The following is an 18,825-nucleotide window of genomic DNA, read 5'->3' on the forward strand; positions in this document are numbered from 1 at the left end:
AGCGTCAGAATGGGACGATGACCGATGCCGTGCAGGACCGCTACGCACGATTCGCCCGCGACGAGGCGCCCGGACGCAGCGCCCTCTACGCCGAATGGGCCGCCGGTGTGGCGGACGACGACGAGCTCAAGGCCATCCTCCAGCGGATCCCGGAGAATCGTCGGCAGCCGCCCCTCGTGTTCGCCGTGACGCGCATGCTCGGCTCCGGACTCGTCGGGTACCCGCAGTGGAGGGACTTCGTGCTCCGCAACGCCGACGCGGTGATCGCCGAGTGCGCGAACCGCAGCCTCCAGACCAATGAGCCCCTCCGCCTCGCGGCGCTGCTGCCCGTGCTGTCGGAGATAGCCGGACCGATCGCGCTGCTCGAGGTCGGAGCGTCGGCGGGGTTGTGCCTCTACCCGGACCGCTACTCGTATCGCTTCATCGCGGCGGATGGATCGGTCAGGAGCGTTCTCGATCCTCTTGACGGACCCTCGACCGTCGTGCTGGAGAGCCGGGTCTCGGGCGCGCTGCCTCCGCTGCGGATGCCGGACGTGGTCTGGCGGGCGGGCGTCGACCTCGCGCCCCTCGATGCGGCGGATGAACGCGATCGGCGCTGGCTGCGTGGGCTCGTGTGGCCGGGAGAGGAGGGGCGGGAGGAGCGCATCGATGCCGCGCTCGAAATTGCGGCATCGGATCCGCCTCTGATCGTCGCCGGCGATGCCCTCGAGGAGATCGATGCGCTCGCCGCGGCGGCGCCGAGCGGGGCGACCCTGGTCGTCACCACGCCGGGTGTGCTGGTCCATATCCCGAGGGCCCGGAGGGAGGCGCTGGTCGCGCGCATCTCCGCTCTGGACGCCCGGTGGGTCACGATCGATCCGCCCGGTGCCCTCGATGTCTGGGAGCCGCCGGTCGAGGGCGACGACTGGCCGGGATTCGTGGTGGCGCTCGACGGACGGGTGCGCGCGGCCGCAGATCCGCTCGGGGGCTGGTGGGAGTGGCGAACGGCTTCGCTGTCTGATGCGTCCTAACCTGGACTCATGCTCGGAGATCTCACGGAGCGCGACCGCGCGATCCTCGCCCTGGAGGTCGCTTGGCCACGCCATGGATCGGCCAAGGAAGAGGTCATCCGAGCTCAGCTCGGGATGAGCGCCGCCCGGTACTACCAGCTCCTCGGACGCCTGATCGAGTCGGAGGCCGCCCTGGAGTACGACCCCATGCTGGTGCGGAGATTGCGCCGGATCAGGGATTCACGCGCCAGGCAGAGGTCGGCTCGGATACCGGGCTTCGTCGGCTGAAGCGACTCGAGGAAGGCTCTCGGAACGAGCAGTGCCGCGCCGGAGAACGGATTGCCAGGAAGGTGCCGCTAGCATCGAGGGGTGTCCAAGCCCTCCCGCGATCGCTTCGATGACGTTCCCCGTTCCACCGGACGGGTGGGAGCGCATCGCGCCGAAGCTCCGGGGATGAACGGCTGGGTCGTGCTGCTGTGGTCCTTCGTCGCCGCTCTGGTGCTCATCATCGCCGGCATCTTCGGATCGCTCGTGGTCATGGGACGCATCTCCCTCTTCCCCGAGGCCGCTCCCAGCGCCGTTCCCACCCCGGTGGAGACGGGCGTGGTGGACACCTCCATCTCCGTGATGATCCTCAACGGCACGCCGGAGGAAGGGCTCGACACCCAGATGCGCGACCTGCTCATCAACAACGGATGGGCGTCGGAGAACGTCTTCGCCGGTGACAGCTCCAGCCAGGACTTCGCCACCACGACCGTGTTCTACGTCAACGACGAGGACGAACTCGCGGCGATCGGACTGGCGAACGTGCTCGGTGGAGCGGCCGTGCAGCAGAGCGACTACTACTCGGGTCAGACCGAGGAGGGCAACAAGCAGTTCACAGTGGTCATCGGCCTCGATCGATCGAGCTCGGCCGGCGAGACGCCCACCCCCTGACCTCGGCCGGTGCCGTACCTCCGGCGGCTTGCACTCGAAGGTGTCGAGTGCCAGAATGGCGTTAGCACTCTCTCACTCTGAGTGCTAAACCCAACGTCTACGTCCAGGAGGGACGAAAAAACTCATGGCAAAGATCATTGCTTTCGATGAGGAGGCCCGCCGCGGCCTCGAGCGCGGCCTGAACATCCTCGCCGACGCGGTCAAGGTCACCCTCGGCCCGCGCGGCCGCAACGTCGTTCTCGAGAAGAAGTGGGGCGCCCCCACCATCACGAACGACGGCGTCTCCATCGCCAAGGAGATCGAGCTGGACGACCCGTACGAGAAGATCGGTGCGGAGCTCGTCAAGGAGGTCGCCAAGAAGACCGACGACGTCGCGGGTGACGGCACCACGACCGCCACGGTCCTCGCTCAGGCGCTGGTCCGCGAGGGTCTGCGCAACGTCGCAGCCGGCGCCGACCCCATCTCGCTCAAGCGCGGCATCGAGAAGGCCGTCGCTGCGATCACCGAGGAGCTGCTCGCCAGCGCCAAGGAGATCGACTCGAAGGAGCAGATCGCCGCCACGGCTTCGATCTCCGCCGCTGACCCCGCCATCGGCGAACTGATCGCCGAGGCGATCGACAAGGTCGGCAAGGAGGGCGTCGTCACCGTCGAGGAGTCGCAGACGTTCGGTACCGAGCTCGAGCTCACCGAGGGCATGCGCTTCGACAAGGGCTACCTGAACCCCTACTTCGTCACGGACCCGGAGCGCCAGGAAGCGGTCTTCGAGGACCCGTACATCCTCATCGCGAACCAGAAGGTCTCCAACATCAAGGACCTGCTGCCGATCGTCGACAAGGTGATCCAGGACGGCAAGGAGCTCGTCATCATCGCCGAGGACGTCGAGGGCGAGGCTCTCGCGACGCTCGTGCTGAACAAGCTCAAGGGCATCTTCAAGTCGGTCGCCGTCAAGGCTCCGGGCTTCGGCGACCGCCGCAAGGCGCAGCTGCAGGACATCGCGATCCTCACGGGCGGCCAGGTCATCACCGAAGAGGTGGGCCTCAAGCTCGAGAACGCCACGCTCGACCTGCTGGGTCGTGCGCGCAAGGTCATCGTCACCAAGGACGAGACCACGATCGTCGAAGGTGCGGGCGAGGCCGACCAGATCGAGGGTCGTGTCACGCAGATCCGTCGCGAGATCGAGAACACCGACAGCGACTACGACCGTGAGAAGCTCCAGGAGCGCCTGGCGAAGCTCGCCGGTGGCGTGGCGGTCATCAAGGCCGGTGCCGCGACCGAGGTCGAGCTCAAGGAGCGCAAGCACCGCATCGAGGACGCCGTCCGCAACGCGAAGGCAGCCGTCGAGGAGGGCATCGTCCCCGGTGGTGGCGTCGCGCTCATCCAGTCGGGCACCAAGGCCCTCGACGCTCTCTCGCTCTCGGGCGACGAGGCGACGGGCGCGAACATCGTCCGCGTCGCGATCGAGGCTCCGCTGAAGCAGATCGCCATGAACGCCGGGCTCGAGCCGGGCGTCGTCGCGAACAAGGTGTCCGAGCTCCCCGCGGGCCAGGGCCTCAACGCAGCCACGGGCGAGTATGTCGACATGTTCGCCGCCGGCATCATCGACCCGGCCAAGGTGACCCGCTCCGCGCTGCAGAACGCAGCGTCGATCGCGGCTCTGTTCCTCACCACCGAGGCCGTCGTCGCCGACAAGCCGGAGAAGACTCCTGCTCCGATGGGCGACCCGTCGGGTGGCATGGACTTCTGATCCTGCCTTCATGACAGAACGCCCCCGGCTTCGGCCGGGGGCGTTCTGCGTTCACGGCGCGTGTCAGCGGAAGAGGCTGGCGGAGTACTGATCGGCGTCCGCGTACTGGGTGGCGACGGAGCCGAGCGAGGTGCCGATCGATTCGAGGACCTGTTCCACGTGGATCTGTGCGCCCTGCCACTGCTCAGCGCAGTTCTGAAAGGCGTTGGACGCGGTGCCCGACCAGGTCGACTGCAGCTGCCGGAGCTGAGACATCAGGGTCGCAGACTCGCTCTGGAGGCGCTCGATGGTGGCGCGTGTCGCACCGTGAGCGGCGTGGACGGCTTCGGTGTCGACGGTGAAGACAGACATGGGAACTCCTTCTCGTAGGGGTTCCGAGGCTAGACGGGGCCCGGCCAGATGAAGACGCACCAGGGGGCCGGGAACCGCGTCCTGTGCGCAACCCGGGGAACGCGACCCTCCGTGCAGTGACGTCAGGGGAGGTCGACGCGATCGAGTGGCTGCGTGTCTTCCAGGAGGTGCGCAGGCGTTGCCCGTGCCGGCGCGAGCGGAAGCGTCACGGTGAACGTCGCGCCGCCGCCCGGGGTCTCCGACACGTCGACACCACCGTGAAGCGCCTTCAGGATGGACGCGACGATCGCGAGTCCGAGGCCGGAGCCGCCGGTCTCCCGCGCGCGTGAGGTGTCGGCCCGCCAGAAGCGCTCGAAGATCTGCTCCCGGATCTGCGGCGGGATGCCTTCGCCGTGGTCGACGATCGCGATGCTCGCTGTGCCCGCGGCACGGTCGGAGTCGACGACGATCTCGATGGGGCCGTCCTCAGGGGAGAACCGACGCGCGTTGCCCAACAGGTTCGTCACCACCTGGCGCACCTTGTTCTCTTCGCCGAGCACGATCGGGGGAGTGCGCACAGGGAGGTCCGGAACCTCGGTGAAGTCGATCACCGGAGCCTTCTCCTGCTGACGGGACCGGCGGCGAAGCCGGGAGAGCGTGGCGCGGGAAAGCCCGCGGGGGGTCGGCTGCTCGAGAGGTTGAAGGGGCGGGATCTCATGCAGGGGGATCACGGTCTTGCTGTCGGCCGTCCGGTCGATCACCGTGACGGTCCTACCGGGGGCAGCGGCACGGAGGTCGAGCGCTGCATCCCGCGCGATCGGGCGGAGATCGAGCGGCACGATCTCGGGCTCGCGCTCCTCATCCAGCCGCGCGAGCGCAAGCAGGTCCTCCACCAGGACGCCCATCCTGATGGCCTCCTTCTCGATGCGCTCCATGGCCCGAGCGGTGTCCTCCTCGCCCTTGATGGCACCCATCCGGTAGAGCTCCGCGTAGCCCCGCACGCTCACCAGCGGGGTGCGCAGCTCGTGGCTCGCATCCCCGATGAATCGCCGCATGTGCTGTACGGTGCGGTCCCGTTGCGCGAGTGAGGCGTCGACACGGTCGAGCATCGTGTTGATGGCGGTGTTGAGGCGACCGACCTCCGTCGTCGGTTCGAGGTCGGTCAGCCGCTGACGGAAGTCGCCGGCGGCGATCGACATGGCCGTGGCCTCGACCTGACCCAGACGGCGGAACGTGAGCGTGACGAGCCCGCGGGTGAGGAGCGCGGCGATCAGGATGGTGATCAGGGCGATCGTGATGTAGATGCCGAAGTACTGACTGATGATGCGATCGGCGGGCGCGAGGGGGAGGGCCACCAGCTGGATGCGCAGGACCCCGCCCTCCGAAGGGACGACGGCGACCGCGGCGTGGAACAGCTCCCCGTCGGCTCCGGTCATCTCGAGCGGGATCTGATCCGTGTTGGCCGTCGCCTTGGCGAGCGAATACTTGGACGGGAAGAGGGGAGCCTGGCCCGAGGTGCCGCGAGCGGTCGCACGCAGTTCGCCCGTCGCATCGTAGATCGCGAAGGAGAAGTCGCGCGGCTGCTCGTCGCGCGGGCTGTACGTGGTGACGCCGTCGACCGTCACCGAGTCGAAGTAGCGCTCGACCAGATCGCTCGACACCAGAGCGGGCAGCTGCGCGTCGATGTTCGCGACCAGGGCGTTGCGCAGGATCGGCACGGTGCCGATGCCGGCGATGAGCAGTCCGAGCGCGAGCACCGCGACGGTGACGCCGGTGACCTTCGCGCGAAGACTGATGCGCCGCCACCAGCTGGTGACCGCATCGGGCTTGTGCGCCATGCGGTCCTCCTCGGTGCGGCGACACCACCGTGAGACGGTGGCGGTGATGGTGCGGTGGTCGTCAGACCGTCTTGCCGACCTTCAGCATGTATCCGAAGCCGCGCTTGGTCTGGATGAGCGACTCCTCGGTGTGCGGATCGATCTTGCGGCGCAGGTACGAGATGTAGCTCTCCACGATGCCGGCGTCGCCGTTGAAGTCGTACTCCCACACGTGGTCGAGGATCTGCGCCTTCGACAGCACGCGGTTCGGGTTGAGCATCAGGTAGCGGAGCAGCTTGAACTCGGTCGGGCTCAACTCGATCGGTTCCTTGCCGACGTGGACGTCGTGCGTGTCCTGGTCCATGGACAGCTCGCCGGCGCGGATGATCGACTCCTCGTCGGCCTGCATCGTGCGGCGGAGGATAGCCTGTGCCCTGGCCACGATCTCGTCGAGGCTGAAGGGCTTCGTGACATAGTCGTCCCCGCCCGCGTTGAGACCCTCGATCTTGTCGTCGGTGCCGTCCTTGGCGGTCAGGAACAGGATCGGCGCGGTGAACCCGGCGCCACGGAGACGCTTCGTCACGCTGAAGCCGTTCATGTCGGGCAGCATGACGTCCAGGATGATCAGGTCCGGCTCCTCTTCGAGGACGGCCGAGATCGTCGCGGCGCCGTTGGCGACCGTCTTCACCTGGAATCCGGCGAAGCTGAGACCCGTGGAGAGCAGGTCACGGATGTTGGGTTCGTCGTCGACGACCAGGATGCGCGGAGCAGTCATGTCCCCATTATGGTGACTCCGGCCATGTGGATGCTGACTATTGTGCGGAACGGCGTCGACTCGCGCGTTCGCGCCGGCCTTCGTGAGCCGTGTATCGGCATCGGGGAACGGGATCGTCCCGCGGTCGGATGCGTCGCATAGCCGGACCCGGGAGGATCGAGGTATGAGCTCTCACGAGGACGACGTCGCCGCCCCGGAAACTCCCGCCGCACGGGCCGATCGCCCCGACGGGGAGGAACTCGCATACCATCGGCTGGCACACCTGCGGCCACGGTATCGCTGGTGGCGCATGCTGCTCACGGGGCTCGTCGGCATCGCTCTCTATGTCGTGATCCTGCTGATCGTGATCGTGCCTCTCGCGATCATGTCGATGTTCATCCCCGGGGGGCGCGTCGAATCAGAGGTGCTCCTCAGCACCACGCAGTTCTTCGATCTCGATCGGCCCTGGCTGCTCGTCGCGCTGGTTCTTCCCCTGATCCTGATGATCCCGGCGCTGCTGCTGGCGTCACGCCTCATCGAAGGGCGCGGGGTGGGACTGCTGTCCTCCGTGACCGGGCGCCTTCGCATGGCATGGCTCGGGAAGAGCCTGCTGCTGGCCCTGGCGGTGTTCCTCGTCTATTTCGCCGTCGTGTTGGGCTGGTCGGCGCTGAGCGGCGACGCGGTGACCGCCGACTTCTCCCACCCCCGGCTGTGGACGATGGTGCTGCTGGTCCTGCTGCTGATCCCGTTGCAGGCTGCCGCCGAAGAGTATGTCTTCCGCGGGTACCTGATGCAGTTGGTCGGTGGCTGGCTACGCCATCCTGCCTTCGCCATCCTCCTGCCCGTGCCGATCTTCGTCCTCGGTCATGGGTACGACGTGTGGGGTGCGGCCAGCGTCGGGATGTTCGCGATCGTCGCCGCATGGCTGACCTGGCGAACGGGGGGCCTCGAGGCGGCGATCTCGCTGCACATCGTGAATAACGTGCTCATCTTCCTGCTCGGCTCCGTCACGCTCGTCGATGCCAACGCGACCTCGGGAACGGCTGTCGATCTGTTCGCCTCGGCACTCGCGATGGTGATCTACGCCGTGCTCGCCGACCGATGGGCTGCGCGACTCGGGATCGCGCGGACAGCGTGGCGCACGACTCCGGTGCGCGCGTCAGAGACCCATCAGCCGTCAGGGACCCATCAGCCGTCGGGGACCCACCAGCTGGGTGCGGTGCTCCACGGACGCGTCGCACGCGGGTGACAGGGGAGCGTCAGGCGGCGATCGCGTCGGAGTCCATGATCGTGTAGCTGTACCCCTGCTCGGCGAGGAAGCGCTGACGGTTCTGGGCGTAGTCCTGGTCGATCGTGTCGCGGGCCACGAGGGTGTAGAAACTCGCGGTGTGCCCCGACTGCTTCGGACGCAGCAGACGGCCCAGACGCTGGGCCTCCTCCTGGCGCGATCCGAACGATCCGGACACCTGGATGGCGACCGAGGCCTCTGGCAGGTCGATCGAGAAGTTCGCGACCTTGGAGACCACGAGCAGCGAGATGTCACCCTCCCGGAACGCGCGGTACAGCTCTTCGCGCTCATCGACCGGGGTCGCACCCGTGATCTGCGGGGCGTTCAACGCCTCGGACAGCGATTCGAGCTGGTCGAGGTACTGCCCGATCACGAGGATGCGCTCACCCTCGTGCTTGGCGATGAGCTCGCGCACGGCTGCGACCTTCGCCGGCGCGGAGGCCGCCAGGCGATAGCGCTCGTCGTCGGTCGCGGCGGCGTACTCCAGACGGTCGCTCGGCGGCAGGTCGACCCGCACCTCGTAGCAGGCGGCGGGCGAGATGAAGCCCTGCGCCTCGATCTGCTTCCAGGGGGCGTCGAAGCGCTTCGGCCCGATCAGGCTGAACACATCGCCTTCGCGACCGTCTTCACGCACCAGGGTGGCGGTGAGGCCGATGCGACGACGCGCCTGCAGGTCGGCGGTGAGCTTGAACACGGGGGCGGGAAGGAGGTGGACCTCGTCGTACACGATGAGGCCCCAGTCGAGGGCGTCGAGCAGTGCGAGGTGCGCGTACTCGCCCTTCCGCTTCGCCGTGAGGATCTGATAGGTGGCGATCGTGACGGGCTTGACCTCCTTGGCCTGCCCGGAGTACTCGCCGATCTCCTCGGGGGTGAGGCTGGTGCGCTTGAGCAGCTCGTCGCGCCACTGCCGTGCCGAGACGGTGTTCGTCACGAGGATGAGGGTCGTCGTCTTGGTCGCTGCCATCGCTCCGGCACCGACGATCGTCTTGCCGGCGCCGCAGGGGAGCACGACCACGCCCGAGCCGTCCTTCGAGAACGCGTCGACGGCATCCTGTTGGTAGGGGCGGATGTGCCAGCCGTCCTCGGCGAGGTCGATCTCGTGGGGAGTTCCCGGGGTGTAGCCCGCCAGGTCTTCCGCCGGCCAGCCGATCTTCAGAAGCTCCTGCTTGATCTGGCCGCGTGCCCATGCGTCGATGACGAAGGTCTCGGGGGCCGGGTGCCCGATGAGAAGGGGCTGGATGCGCTTGTTGTTCGCGACCTGTGCCAGCACGGCGGGATCGGAGGAGCGCAGGATCAGGGTGCCCTCGTCGTCGCGCTCGATCACCAGCCGGCCGTAGCGGTTCACCGTCTCCCGCAGGTCGACCGCGACGGACGGCGGGACCGGGAAGCGGGACCAGCGATCGAGCGTCTCGAGCATGTCCTCTGCGGTGTGCCCTGCGGCGCGGGCGTTCCACAGACCGAGCCGCGTGATGCGGTAGGTGTGGATGTGCTCGGGAGCGCGCTCCAGCTCGGCGAAGATCGCCAGTTCGTGGCGGGCGCTCTCGGCATCGGCGTGGGCGACTTCGAGCAGCACTGTGCGATCGCTCTGGACGATCAAGGGGCCATCAGACATAGCTGACCAGTTTAGCGGTCGCCCGATGCGCAGGGCCTCATGGGGCGACGATCGTCGCTGTGAGGATGCTCGAAACCGGCAGCGTGCGTTCGACGTCCGCTGCGCGGTCTCGTCCACGGAGTCTGCCTCCACCGAGGCCCGTCGCCTCCAGGAGCAGGTCCCTGGTCGACCCGTCCGGCATCCCGACGGTGACCTTGAGGACGGACTTCGCCCGCACCGCAGCTTCGAGTTCGCGATCGAGCCATGCCGCATCGGCGTCAGGCCCCTGGTGTGAGCGCAGGCGCGCGATCAGAGGAGCCAGTCCGGAGGAGTCGTCGGTCGACGCCGGAGCCGGCGGCGCTGGGTGTCGTTCTCTGACCAGGAGAGCGCCGTCGGAGCCGACGAGCGTCGCCGGGTATCGCGCATCGGTGAGCGCCCAGTACACGGTGTCGCGACCGACGCGGGTCGTCAACGAGTCGACGTGCGCAGTGAGACCGAGCGGGCGCAGCGTCTGATCGACGGTCATCGCCTGGAGGAGATGGCTGTCGGCGCTCTCGATGCGCGTGCGGCCTGTCTCGTCGTCGGTCGAGACGCGGACCAGGCCGTGTCGCTGGGCGGTCTGGGTGAGGAGGTAGCTGAGGGGCTGCGGGATGCCCGTGAGCGAGACGGAGGAGAGGAGATCGAGGATCGACTGCTCCGTCTCGCCGACGACGAAGGCGTGTGCCACGGATTCGGCGGTGAAGCGGTAGGACGATGCCTGCGCGGCGGACTCGCGGACGGCGATGGTGCGCAAGCGCACGTCGAGCGCGGGCTCCAGCGGGCCGGGTGCGATCGCCGTCAGATCGTTCTGCAGGAAGATGCGATCGACCTCGGCGGGCAGCAGGGCCACGAGTGCGCCGGCATCCGCGGGACCTCCGCTTCGCAGGCTCACCGCCCACTCCGGTTCGGTCCCATCCTCCGCGATCAGTCCGAGAAGCGCTGCCGCCTCCTGCATACCCCGAGAACGATCGGGCCACGCGGGGTCCCACGGATGGGCGAGAGGCCACAGCTGAGGGGGGATCCAGCCACCGGTCTGAGAACGGACGCCGCGGGGGAGAGCGTCGCGGAACGCCGTCGCGAGGACGATCCAACGATCCGCCGCGGACGAGCGCAGCCAGCTCTCTGCGGAGAGGCTCGACCGCAGCCGCCGGTCGGTCGACACGGCGAGGCCCGCCTGGAGGGCGATCGCCGCGAGAGCGTCGACGATCTCCGCGGGCACTCCGGCCTCGGCGAGCTGGCGCTTCTCGCCGGCGCTCACACCGCCGCCGGTCAGGAGGGCGAAGGGACTCTCCCGCGCGATCAGCAGCACGTCGGCGAGCACGGCGACCGTCGTGAAGGCGCGCTCGGCGGCATGGGCTGCCGCGGATGCAGATGCAGGAGCGACGGTGGGGGCCGGGGTCGTCGGAGGGGCTGAGCGGCCTGCGAGGGCGGCCGTGACCGGCGGATACGGCGACCCATCGGGCCGCAGCAGCGCGAGTGCCGTCAGCGCCTCTCGTTCGGGCCCGGCGTCCCCTCCGGAAGCCGCCGTGAGGAGCGCGGTCGCCTCGGTCGCGGTCAGCGACGGGAGGACGCGGGAGATCGAAGCGGGGTCCAGGAGCGCTTCCGCGGCATCGAAGAAGTCCTGCCACGGGGCGTCAGAGCGCACCCCACGCGCGGCGAGGAGTCTGCAGAGCTCATCGTCGCTCGCCGCAGCCAGCCAATCCGCCAGCGGTCGCGCGTGAGTGCTCATGGCCGATGCCTCATGAACGCGAAGACGCGCGGCCCTTCCGGATGAAGCTCATCGTGAGGAGCGCGATGATCATGAGGAAAGCGACGGGCAGGCCCCAGTAGGGGATCGCCGCGACGATCGGCCAGAGGCCCTCGCCGAACGCGGTCTGATCCATCCCGAGCGCGGTCCCGATGATGATCGCGAAGAAACAGACCACCGATGCTGCCGCGATTCCGAGCGCGGTGAACGCCAGGATGCGATCCAGCCGCCGGATGGGAACCTCCGGTTCGGAATTCTTCGTGCTCATCCGCACCAGCCTACTCGCACCGCGGCCTTCGGCTTCGCGCGCGTCGTGACCGGTAGGCTGGGGGCACGCGCATGAGCGCGCCCACTGTTCTGCACGACGATCCCAGCGAGGTTCTCCCATGCCCACCGGCAAGGTCAGGTTCTACGACGAAGACAAGGGTTTCGGCTTCATCGCCAGCGATGACGGCCAGGATGTCTTCCTGCACGCCTCCGCGATGCCGGCCGGCACCGCGGTGAAGGCCGGTGCGCGCGTGGAGTTCGGCGTGGCCGACGGCAAGCGCGGGCTGCAGGCACTGTCGGTGCGCGTGCTCGAGGCGCCTCCGAGCCTCTCCAAGGCCAAGCGCAAGCCGGCCGACGACATGGCGATCATCGTCGAGGACCTCGTGAAGCTCCTCGACGGCATCGGCGGAGACCTCCGCCGCGGTCGCTACCCCTCCTCCGGTCAGGGCCGCAAGATCGCGGCCGTCCTGCGTAAGGTCGCTGATGACCTCGAAGCCTGACGCCGACGCGCGTCTCTTGGACGCCCACGATCTCGCGCTCGCCGCGCTGGCCGAGATCACCCCGGCGTCCACCGTCGGCCCCGCCGCCGGATACCTCGCGGAGGAGGACGGGTCGGTCTCGTTGCGCTTCGAGAACCGGCTCGCCGGCTACCCGGGGTGGTACTGGACGGTGACCGTCGCCCGCGTCGAGGATGAGGAGCCGACGGTGCTCGAGGTCGAGCTCCTTCCCGGCGATGGCGCCCTGCTGGCTCCGGAGTGGGTTCCGTGGGCCGAGCGCCTGGCCGAGTACCGCGCGCACCAGGTCGAGCTCGCTGAAGCGGCCGCGGCTGCCGGCGACGACGTGGTGACGGACGACGGCGGACTCGAGGACGACGAAGACGGCGGGCTCGACGACGACGACCTCGACGACGATGATGACGACGTCGAGGGGGACATCCTCCACGCCGGCGACGTGGACGGTGTGGACATCGACGAACTCGACGAGGGCGCTGTCGACGACGAGTCCGTCGCGTCGGAAGAGGATGAGTCCGAGGACGACGACGCCGACGCCCTCGATGAGGACGCCGGCGAGGTCGACGAGGAGGAGTGACTCCGGGCGCTCAGCCGCCCAGGTTCTCCAGCACGTATTCGATCGACCGGGTCAGCTGACGCACGTCGTCCGGTTCGATCGAGACGAAGGTCGCCACCCGCAGCTGGTTGCGCCCGAGCTTGCGGTACGGCTCCGTGTCGACGATGCCGTTCGCCCGTAGTGCCTTCGCGATCGCTGCCGCGTCGATGCTGTCGTCGAAGTCGATCGTCGCGACCACGGGGGAGCGGTGCGCCGCGTCCGCCACGAACGGCGTGGCGATGGACGAGGCTTCGGCCCAGTCGTAGAGGACGGCGGACGACTCGGACGTGCGCGCCGCCGCCCATGTGAGGCCACCGTTGTCGAGGATCCAGCGAAGCTGGCTGTCGAGCAGGTGCAGGGTGGTGAGCGCCGGGGTGTTCAGCGTCTGGTTCAGCCGCGAGTTGTCGACCGCGTTCTTCAGGCTGAGGAACTCGGGGATGTAACGACCCGAGGCGGCGATGCGCTCGATGCGCTCCACGGCAGCGGGCGAGACGGCGGCGAACCACAGACCGCCGTCGGAGCCCAGGTTCTTCTGCGGCGCGAAGTAGTAGACGTCGGCCTGAGCGGCGTCGAAGTCGATACCGCCGGCGGCGCTCGTCGCGTCGATGACGGTCAGCGCGCCTTCAGCGGCGATGCGTCGGATCGGGGCCGCGACGCCGGTCGAGGTCTCGTTGTGCGGCCAGGCGTAGACGTCGACACCCTCCACGGTCTCTGCAACGGTCAGCGAACCGGGCTCGGCCTTGCGCACATCGGGGGCTTCGAGCCAGGGAGCGCCGGCGGCGGCGGCGAACTTCCCGCCGAACTCGCCGAAGACGAGGTTCTGGCTGCGCTTCTCGATCAGTCCGAAGGCCGCCGCGTCCCAGAAAGCGGTCGAGCCGCCGTTGCCCAGGACGATCTCGTATCCCTCCGGCAGGCGGAACAGAGCCGCGAGCTGCTCGCGGACGCTGCCCACGAGGTTCTTCACGGGTGCCTGACGGTGGGATGTGCCCAGGATCGAGGCTCCCGACGAGAGCAGCGCCTCGAGCTGCGCAGGGCGCACCTTGGAGGGACCGCAGCCGAAGCGGCCGTCGACGGGCAGGAGGTCACCGGGAATCTCGATCGCCATGCGTCGATTCTAGGGGGCGCTCGGCGTGCCGCAGGACTGCTCGCGAGTCCGATGTCGCCGCGGGAATGTAGGCTTGCCTAAGAACCTCGGAGGGCCCGCACATGACCGATCTGATCGACACCACGGAGATGTATCTCCGCACCATCCTCGAACTCGAGGAGGAGAACATCGTTCCGCTGCGCGCGCGCATCTCCGAGCGTCTCGGCCACTCCGGCCCGACGGTCTCGCAGACGGTCGGGCGCATGGAGCGAGACGGTCTCGTGATCGTCTCGGAAGACCGCACACTCGAGCTCACCGACGCCGGTCGGCGCAAGGCGGTCGACGTGATGCGCAAGCACCGTCTCGCCGAGCGCCTGCTCTCCGACGTGATCGGACTCGACTGGGCCTTCGTGCACGAAGAGGCGTGCCGCTGGGAGCACGTCATGAGCGAGCAGGTCGAGCGTCGCCTCGTCGAGCTGCTCGGACATCCGACGGAGTCGCCGTACGGCAACCCCATCCCCGGACTCGATCAGCTCGGCGATCTGCCGGCGCGCACCTTCGACGAAGGCGTCATCGGACTCGTCCAGCGCCTGAACGCCGCCGGCGAGCCCGTCGAAGGCACGGTGCGTCGTCTCGCCGAGCCGGCTCAGGTCGACCCTGAGCTGCTCGAGCAGCTGCGCGATGCCGGAGTCGTTCCCGGAGCGCACGGTGACTTCCGCTTCAGCGAGGGCTACGTCCTCATCCAGATGGACGGCAAGGACGATGGACTCGAGCTTCCCGTCGAGCTGGCCTCGCACATCTTCCTGGTCGGCGAACCGGCCTGATCCCGCGAGAATTCGCGGGTGCGATCGGCGTGGAAGGAGAGCGGCGTCGCCCTCTCCGAGAATTGCCAGTTTCCCAGGGTGACATGATCGTTATCTTCCGGTAACCTCGGTCAGGTCGCCAGCGAAGAAGCCCGCTGGAGATGAACCCGCTGAAGATCGCCTTCCAGGCTCGTCGTCTTCACGGCAAGAACGCACAAAGTACCCGAGCTACATTCGTGCCACGAGAGCAGAGTGCCGACGAGCCAGCGCTGACCCGAACAGCGTGAGGGCCCAGGAGGACCAAGTTTTGGCCGCAGACATCGAATCGCCCGCGAAGAAGACATCTGAAGAAGCAGTACCCGCCCGCCGCACCGGCGCGCGAATGAGTGCTCGAAAGGCCGTCAAGCCTCTTCGATCCATCGCCATCTTCGGGGCGGTCGGTGCGCTGGTCGCCGGCATCGCTCTGCCCGCGTTCGCCTCGTCGAAGCCGAGCGAAGCAGCGCCCACGACTCTCCAGCAGCTCGCCGCCGTCGATGCGCAGTCGCTCGTCGTCGCCTCGCAGGCGACTGCTGCTCCGCTCGCGCGCGGCACGTTCAGCGCGACCACGCCCGAGGAGATCGAGAAGAAGAAGGCAGAAGAGGCTGCTGCCGCCCGTGCAGCCGCTGCTGCCGCGACCGCCTCCGCGGCCGGCACCTCCTCCTCGCGCTTCAACACCGCGGGCTACGCGCTCACTTCGCCCGGCTCGGGCGAGGTGCGCTATCCGCTCCCCATGGGATCCTGGAACGTCAGCCGCACGGTCGGCGGTGGCCACAACGGTGCAGACATGCTCGCTCCGGCCGGCACGCCGATCTACGCCGCTGCTGCCGGAGTGGTCCGCGCATCGGCCGAGAGCATCGGCGGCTACGGTGTGGCGGTCATGCTCGACAGCGTGGTCGGTGGACAGCGTCTGCAGACCACCTATGGTCACATGCTCTACGGCTCGCGTCAGGTTCAGGTCGGGCAGTCGGTGTCGGCAGGACAGCTGATCGGCTACGTCGGCAGCACCGGTCGCTCCACCGCGAACCACCTCCACTTCGAGGTCTGGATCAACGGCGGGCTCGTCGAGCCCATGTCGTGGCTGTCGGTCAACGCCGGCTGATTTCCAGACACGCTCCGCTCCATTCACCTCCCGTTTCGCCCTGCACCCAGGGAGATGGGTTAGCCTGATCCCGTTGTCGTACAGGTGGGAGAGGCTGATGGAGCGAATACCGAGCATCCGAACCATGGATGCCCTCGGTCGTCACGTCCTTCTGCATAGCCCGCAGGGATGCCACGGCGCTGCCGTGCGCGAAAGGCGCTGTCTCTAGACGGCGCCTTTTTTCGTCCTCGCGATCGATCTGCCTCCTGCGCGACCTCGTGTGAGTCGAGAGTGCCGGGAAGCCGTCCCGGCGGATCGAGAGGATGACGAATGCGCACACTGGTCCTGAATGCCGGATACGAGCCGCTGGCGATCGTGTCGTTCAAACGCGCCCTGGTGCTCGTGATGAACGACAAAGCCACCGTGATCGAACGCGTCGAGGAAGACCCCGTCTGGGGCTCGCACGGCGTCTACGACCGCCCTGCGGTCATCATCCTGGCGCGCTACGTGCGCGTCCCCACCAGCAGACGCGTGCCCGTCACCCGGCGCGGCGTGCTCCGTCGTGACGATCACCGGTGCGGCTACTGCGGGAAGTCGGCCTCCACGATCGACCACATCCTGCCCCGTTCTCGCGGAGGAGCTGATTCCTGGGAGAACCTCGTCGCGTGCTGCTTGCGGTGCAACAACGTGAAGAGCGATCGTACGCCACAGGAGATGCGCTGGCAGTTGCGCTTCACCCCTCGACCCCCGCACGGCACCGCCTGGACGGTGCGCGGGACGGAACGCAGCGACCCGCGGTGGGAGCCGTATCTCGCGCTGGCGGCGTGACGAGGGCGGCACGACATGCAGAAGGGGAGCCGTCGCCAGGACGGCTCCCCTTCTGCATGTCGTGCCCGCGACAGGATTCGAACCTGCGACCTGCCCTTTAGGAGAGGGCTGCTCTATCCCCTGAGCTACGAGGGCGTGCATCCAGTCTAAGCGACCGGATGCACGCCGCTGCGTCTCCGTCGTCCCCGCTGTGGTTCAGTCTTCTCCGCGACGCCACAGCTTCGACGGCCACCAGATCGCCTTGCCGATGTCGTAGGTCAGTGCAGGGACCAGCAGGGAGCGCACCACGAACGTGTCGAGGAGCACGCCGAAGGCGACGATGAAGGCGAGCTGCACCAGGAACAGGATCGGGATCACCGACAGCGCGGCGAAGGTGGCCGCGAGCACGAGGCCGGCCGAAGTGATCACCCCACCCGTGATCGAGAGCCCTCGCAGGATGCCCTCCCGCGTCCCGTGCGCCTTCGACTCCTCACGGACTCTGGTCATCAGGAAGATGTTGTAGTCGATGCCGAGCGCCACCAGGAAGACGAATCCGAACAGCGGGACGGCAGGGTCGGCGCCCGGGAACTGGAAGATCCCGTTGAAGACGAGCGCCGAGACTCCCATCGCCGTGCCGAAGGACAGCACCGTGGTGAGGATCAGCAGCACCGGCGCGAGGATCGAGCGCAGCAGCAGCATCAGGATCAGCATGATCACGACGAGGATGACGGGAATGATGAGGTTCCTGTCGTGGATCGATGCGTCGTTGGTGTCGATCGAGGTCGCCGTGACACCGCCGACCAGCGCATCCATGGCATCGAGGTCTTCGCGAAGCTCTCGCACGGTCGAGGCCGCGGCCTCGGAATCCGCCGCATCGGTCAGGGTGCCCTGAAGCAGGACATCGCCCTTCACGGTGGTCGGTTCCGGGGCGGGCGTGCCGGGAGGGCCGACGGCCGTGATGCCGTCTTCCGTCACGGGTGCCGAACCACTCGGGGAATCGGCCGCGGTGACCGTGACGCCATCGACGCCGTCGTTGGCGAGGAGCACATCGGCCGCGTCCTGCAGCTGACCCTCCTTCACGACGACGTACACGGGGCTTCCGGATCCGCCGGGGAAGTGCTCACCCAGGGCCACCTGGCCGTCGCGCGCTTCGGACGCGCCGAGCACCAGATCCGACTGCGGTACGCCGTCGGCGTCGAGCTGCGTGATTCCCGCCGCCCCTGCGAGCAGCACGAGCGTCGTCACGATCCAGATGACCCGAGGGCGGCGCTTGATGAGGCCGGCGAGCCGCGCCCACAGGCCCGTGGTGCGCATGCCGTGCTCAGCGGCCACGACCTCGGGTTCGAAGCGTGGGCGCCGCGGCCAGAACACGGCGCGACCGAAGAGCAACAGCAGCGACGGGAGCAGCGTCAGCGCCGAGAGCATCGCGAACACGATGCCGATCGCCGCGACCGGTCCCAGAGTGCTGTTGGATTTGAGGTCGCTGAGCAGCAGGCACAGCAGGCCGGCGATCACGGTGCCGCCTGAGGCGACGATCGGCTCCACCGAGCCCTTCCACGCCGCCATCACCGCGGTGCCCTTGTCCTGAGCGACGCGCAGTTCCTCCCGGAAGCGAGCGACGAACAGCAGGGCGTAGTCGGTGGCGGCACCGATCACGAGGATGAACAGGATCCCCTGGGTCTGGCCGCTGAGGAGCAGCACCTCGAACTTCGCAAGCCACCAGACGACCAACAGCGCGACGCAGAGCGCGAAGAGGCTGGTGGACAACACGACGAGGGGAAGCAGGAACGACCGGTAGACCAGCACCAGGATCACGAGAACGGCAAGGAGCGCGACACCGAGCAGCAGTCCGTCGATACCGGCGAAACCGGCCACCAGGTCGGCGCTGAAACCGGCGGGTCCCGTGATGTAGACGGTGACCCCCTCCGGCACGGCGGCGCGCAGCTCGTCGCCCAGGGCCGTCGTCACATCCGCGAGCTCGGCGTCGGAGTCGATCGGGATGAACGCCTGCACCGCGCGTCCGTCGTCGGAGGGGAGCGCGGGAGAGACGTCGCCGCCGACGCCCTCGACCGTCGGCGCATCCGCGACGGCGGCGGAGATGGCATCGAGCTCGGCAGAGGTCAGCTCGTCGTCGGCGGTGAACACGGCGATGGCCGGGATCGAGTCGCTGTCGCTGAATTCGCCGAGAAGCTTCTGCACCTGCGTCGCATCCGCCGATTCCGGGAGATACGTCGTCTGCTCGTTGGACGACACCTCGTCGACCTTGCCGAACAGCGGTCCGCCCAGCGACGCGCCCACCAGCCACACGAGGATCAGGGCGACGGGGAGGAAGACGCGCACCCAGGAGTGCCGTCGAGTGCGCTCTCTCGGCGGCGGGGTCTGCGCGGTGTCGGGGCGGGACATCG

Annotated in this window: 18 protein-coding genes and 1 tRNA gene; 10 read left to right on the forward strand and 9 right to left on the reverse strand. The window is 68.1% G+C overall.

Annotated elements, in window-relative coordinates:
* Window positions 1-17: 17 nt before the first annotated feature.
* From MOX01_RS06445 to groL, 4 genes are all read left to right on the forward strand, one after another.
* Window positions 18-1,010 (forward strand): DUF2332 domain-containing protein, encoded by a 993-nt coding sequence (locus MOX01_RS06445; protein WP_141368952.1) that lies wholly within the window; start codon window positions 18-20, stop codon window positions 1,008-1,010.
* Between the two features lie 9 nt (window positions 1,011-1,019).
* Window positions 1,020-1,277 carry a DUF3263 domain-containing protein gene (locus tag MOX01_RS06450; RefSeq protein WP_058631002.1) on the forward strand — a complete coding sequence of 86 codons (258 nt, stop codon included), beginning with the start codon at window positions 1,020-1,022 and terminating at the stop codon, window positions 1,275-1,277.
* Between the two features lie 81 nt (window positions 1,278-1,358).
* Window positions 1,359-1,925, forward strand: a complete 567-nt coding sequence (locus MOX01_RS06455; protein ID WP_307723494.1) for a LytR C-terminal domain-containing protein — start codon at window positions 1,359-1,361, stop codon at window positions 1,923-1,925.
* A gap of 124 nt (window positions 1,926-2,049) precedes the next feature.
* Window positions 2,050-3,669: a chaperonin GroEL gene (groL, locus tag MOX01_RS06460; RefSeq protein WP_058631003.1), complete on the forward strand. Its 1,620-nt coding sequence runs from the start codon at window positions 2,050-2,052 to the stop codon at window positions 3,667-3,669.
* A gap of 63 nt (window positions 3,670-3,732) precedes the next feature.
* Here the strand turns inward: groL and MOX01_RS06465 are convergent, their stop codons facing one another.
* The 3 genes from MOX01_RS06465 to MOX01_RS06475 all read right to left on the reverse strand — a co-directional run bounded on the left by MOX01_RS06465 (window position 3,733) and on the right by MOX01_RS06475 (window position 6,591).
* Window positions 3,733-4,020 carry a WXG100 family type VII secretion target gene (locus tag MOX01_RS06465; protein WP_058631004.1) on the reverse strand — a complete coding sequence of 96 codons (288 nt, stop codon included), beginning with the start codon at window positions 4,018-4,020 and terminating at the stop codon, window positions 3,733-3,735.
* Window positions 4,021-4,142: 122 nt separating this feature from the next.
* Window positions 4,143-5,837, reverse strand: coding sequence for a sensor histidine kinase (locus MOX01_RS06470; protein ID WP_141368954.1), 1,695 nt, complete (start codon window positions 5,835-5,837; stop codon window positions 4,143-4,145).
* Between the two features lie 61 nt (window positions 5,838-5,898).
* Window positions 5,899-6,591: a response regulator transcription factor gene (locus MOX01_RS06475; protein WP_017828926.1), complete on the reverse strand. Its 693-nt coding sequence runs from the start codon at window positions 6,589-6,591 to the stop codon at window positions 5,899-5,901.
* 163 nt (window positions 6,592-6,754) lie between these two features.
* Here MOX01_RS06475 and MOX01_RS06480 point away from each other — a divergent pair, with 163 nt between their 5' ends.
* Window positions 6,755-7,819, forward strand: a complete 1,065-nt coding sequence (locus MOX01_RS06480; protein WP_141368956.1) for a CPBP family intramembrane glutamic endopeptidase — start codon at window positions 6,755-6,757, stop codon at window positions 7,817-7,819.
* A 10-nt stretch (window positions 7,820-7,829) separates the two neighbouring features.
* Here MOX01_RS06480 and MOX01_RS06485 read toward each other — a convergent pair whose 3' ends face one another.
* From MOX01_RS06485 to MOX01_RS06495, 3 genes are read right to left on the reverse strand one after another with little or no spacing between them, the layout of a single operon-like run.
* Complete coding sequence (locus MOX01_RS06485; protein WP_141368958.1) at window positions 7,830-9,470, reverse strand: DNA repair helicase XPB; 1,641 nt, start codon at window positions 9,468-9,470, stop codon at window positions 7,830-7,832.
* A 37-nt stretch (window positions 9,471-9,507) separates the two neighbouring features.
* The gene (locus MOX01_RS06490) at window positions 9,508-11,217 is read right to left on the reverse strand and encodes a helicase-associated domain-containing protein (RefSeq protein ID WP_141368960.1); all 1,710 of its coding nucleotides are present in this window, start codon (window positions 11,215-11,217) and stop codon (window positions 9,508-9,510) included.
* Window positions 11,218-11,227: 10 nt separating this feature from the next.
* Window positions 11,228-11,503 (reverse strand): hypothetical protein, encoded by a 276-nt coding sequence (locus MOX01_RS06495; RefSeq protein WP_046746551.1) that lies wholly within the window; start codon window positions 11,501-11,503, stop codon window positions 11,228-11,230.
* A gap of 118 nt (window positions 11,504-11,621) precedes the next feature.
* On the opposite strand from MOX01_RS06495, the gene MOX01_RS06500 reads away from it, so the two are divergent.
* Window positions 11,622-12,002: a cold-shock protein gene (locus tag MOX01_RS06500; protein WP_045263389.1), complete on the forward strand. Its 381-nt coding sequence runs from the start codon at window positions 11,622-11,624 to the stop codon at window positions 12,000-12,002.
* On the forward strand, window positions 11,986-12,591 hold the full coding sequence (locus MOX01_RS06505; protein ID WP_113681616.1) for a DUF3027 domain-containing protein: 606 nt from the start codon (window positions 11,986-11,988) through the stop codon (window positions 12,589-12,591). The genes MOX01_RS06500 and MOX01_RS06505 overlap by 17 nt, the downstream gene beginning before the upstream one ends.
* Window positions 12,592-12,601: 10 nt before the next feature.
* Here the strand turns inward: MOX01_RS06505 and serC are convergent, their stop codons facing one another.
* The gene (serC, locus tag MOX01_RS06510) at window positions 12,602-13,714 is read right to left on the reverse strand and encodes a phosphoserine transaminase (protein ID WP_141368962.1); all 1,113 of its coding nucleotides are present in this window, start codon (window positions 13,712-13,714) and stop codon (window positions 12,602-12,604) included.
* A gap of 101 nt (window positions 13,715-13,815) precedes the next feature.
* Here serC and MOX01_RS06515 point away from each other — a divergent pair, with 101 nt between their 5' ends.
* From MOX01_RS06515 to MOX01_RS06525, 3 genes are all read left to right on the forward strand, one after another.
* On the forward strand, window positions 13,816-14,517 hold the full coding sequence (locus tag MOX01_RS06515; protein ID WP_045263392.1) for an iron-dependent transcriptional repressor DtxR: 702 nt from the start codon (window positions 13,816-13,818) through the stop codon (window positions 14,515-14,517).
* A gap of 361 nt (window positions 14,518-14,878) precedes the next feature.
* The gene (locus MOX01_RS06520) at window positions 14,879-15,634 is read left to right on the forward strand and encodes a M23 family metallopeptidase (RefSeq protein ID WP_046746555.1); all 756 of its coding nucleotides are present in this window, start codon (window positions 14,879-14,881) and stop codon (window positions 15,632-15,634) included.
* Between the two features lie 309 nt (window positions 15,635-15,943).
* Window positions 15,944-16,441, forward strand: a complete 498-nt coding sequence (locus tag MOX01_RS06525) for an HNH endonuclease (RefSeq protein WP_045263393.1) — start codon at window positions 15,944-15,946, stop codon at window positions 16,439-16,441.
* 62 nt (window positions 16,442-16,503) lie between these two features.
* Here MOX01_RS06525 and MOX01_RS06530 read toward each other — a convergent pair.
* A tRNA-Arg gene (locus tag MOX01_RS06530) sits at window positions 16,504-16,576 on the reverse strand.
* Between the two features lie 60 nt (window positions 16,577-16,636).
* Complete coding sequence (locus tag MOX01_RS06535; RefSeq protein WP_113681617.1) at window positions 16,637-18,823, reverse strand: MMPL family transporter; 2,187 nt, start codon at window positions 18,821-18,823, stop codon at window positions 16,637-16,639.
* Window positions 18,824-18,825: the final 2 nt, after the last annotated feature.

The organism is Microbacterium oxydans (assembly GCF_006540085.1).
GTDB lineage: Bacteria > Actinomycetota > Actinomycetes > Actinomycetales > Microbacteriaceae > Microbacterium > Microbacterium oxydans.

What these genes read in the sequence shown, in the direction of transcription:
- MOX01_RS06445 (WP_141368952.1), top strand. Translation starts at nt 18, where the DNA reads ATGACCGATGCCGTGCAGGACCGCTACGCACGATTCGCCCGCGACGAG.
- MOX01_RS06450 (WP_058631002.1), top strand. Translation starts at nt 1,020, where the DNA reads ATGCTCGGAGATCTCACGGAGCGCGACCGCGCGATCCTCGCCCTGGAG.
- groL (WP_058631003.1), top strand. Translation starts at nt 2,050, where the DNA reads ATGGCAAAGATCATTGCTTTCGATGAGGAGGCCCGCCGCGGCCTCGAG.
- MOX01_RS06465 (WP_058631004.1), bottom strand. Translation starts at nt 4,020, where the DNA reads ATGTCTGTCTTCACCGTCGACACCGAAGCCGTCCACGCCGCTCACGGT.
- MOX01_RS06470 (WP_141368954.1), bottom strand. Translation starts at nt 5,837, where the DNA reads ATGGCGCACAAGCCCGATGCGGTCACCAGCTGGTGGCGGCGCATCAGT.
- MOX01_RS06475 (WP_017828926.1), bottom strand. Translation starts at nt 6,591, where the DNA reads ATGACTGCTCCGCGCATCCTGGTCGTCGACGACGAACCCAACATCCGT.
- MOX01_RS06480 (WP_141368956.1), top strand. Translation starts at nt 6,755, where the DNA reads ATGAGCTCTCACGAGGACGACGTCGCCGCCCCGGAAACTCCCGCCGCA.
- MOX01_RS06485 (WP_141368958.1), bottom strand. Translation starts at nt 9,470, where the DNA reads ATGTCTGATGGCCCCTTGATCGTCCAGAGCGATCGCACAGTGCTGCTC.
- MOX01_RS06490 (WP_141368960.1), bottom strand. Translation starts at nt 11,217, where the DNA reads ATGAGCACTCACGCGCGACCGCTGGCGGATTGGCTGGCTGCGGCGAGC.
- MOX01_RS06495 (WP_046746551.1), bottom strand. Translation starts at nt 11,503, where the DNA reads ATGAGCACGAAGAATTCCGAACCGGAGGTTCCCATCCGGCGGCTGGAT.
- MOX01_RS06500 (WP_045263389.1), top strand. Translation starts at nt 11,622, where the DNA reads ATGCCCACCGGCAAGGTCAGGTTCTACGACGAAGACAAGGGTTTCGGC.
- MOX01_RS06505 (WP_113681616.1), top strand. Translation starts at nt 11,986, where the DNA reads ATGACCTCGAAGCCTGACGCCGACGCGCGTCTCTTGGACGCCCACGAT.
- serC (WP_141368962.1), bottom strand. Translation starts at nt 13,714, where the DNA reads ATGGCGATCGAGATTCCCGGTGACCTCCTGCCCGTCGACGGCCGCTTC.
- MOX01_RS06515 (WP_045263392.1), top strand. Translation starts at nt 13,816, where the DNA reads ATGACCGATCTGATCGACACCACGGAGATGTATCTCCGCACCATCCTC.
- MOX01_RS06520 (WP_046746555.1), top strand. Translation starts at nt 14,879, where the DNA reads ATGAGTGCTCGAAAGGCCGTCAAGCCTCTTCGATCCATCGCCATCTTC.
- MOX01_RS06525 (WP_045263393.1), top strand. Translation starts at nt 15,944, where the DNA reads ATGCGCACACTGGTCCTGAATGCCGGATACGAGCCGCTGGCGATCGTG.
- MOX01_RS06535 (WP_113681617.1), bottom strand. Translation starts at nt 18,823, where the DNA reads ATGTCCCGCCCCGACACCGCGCAGACCCCGCCGCCGAGAGAGCGCACT.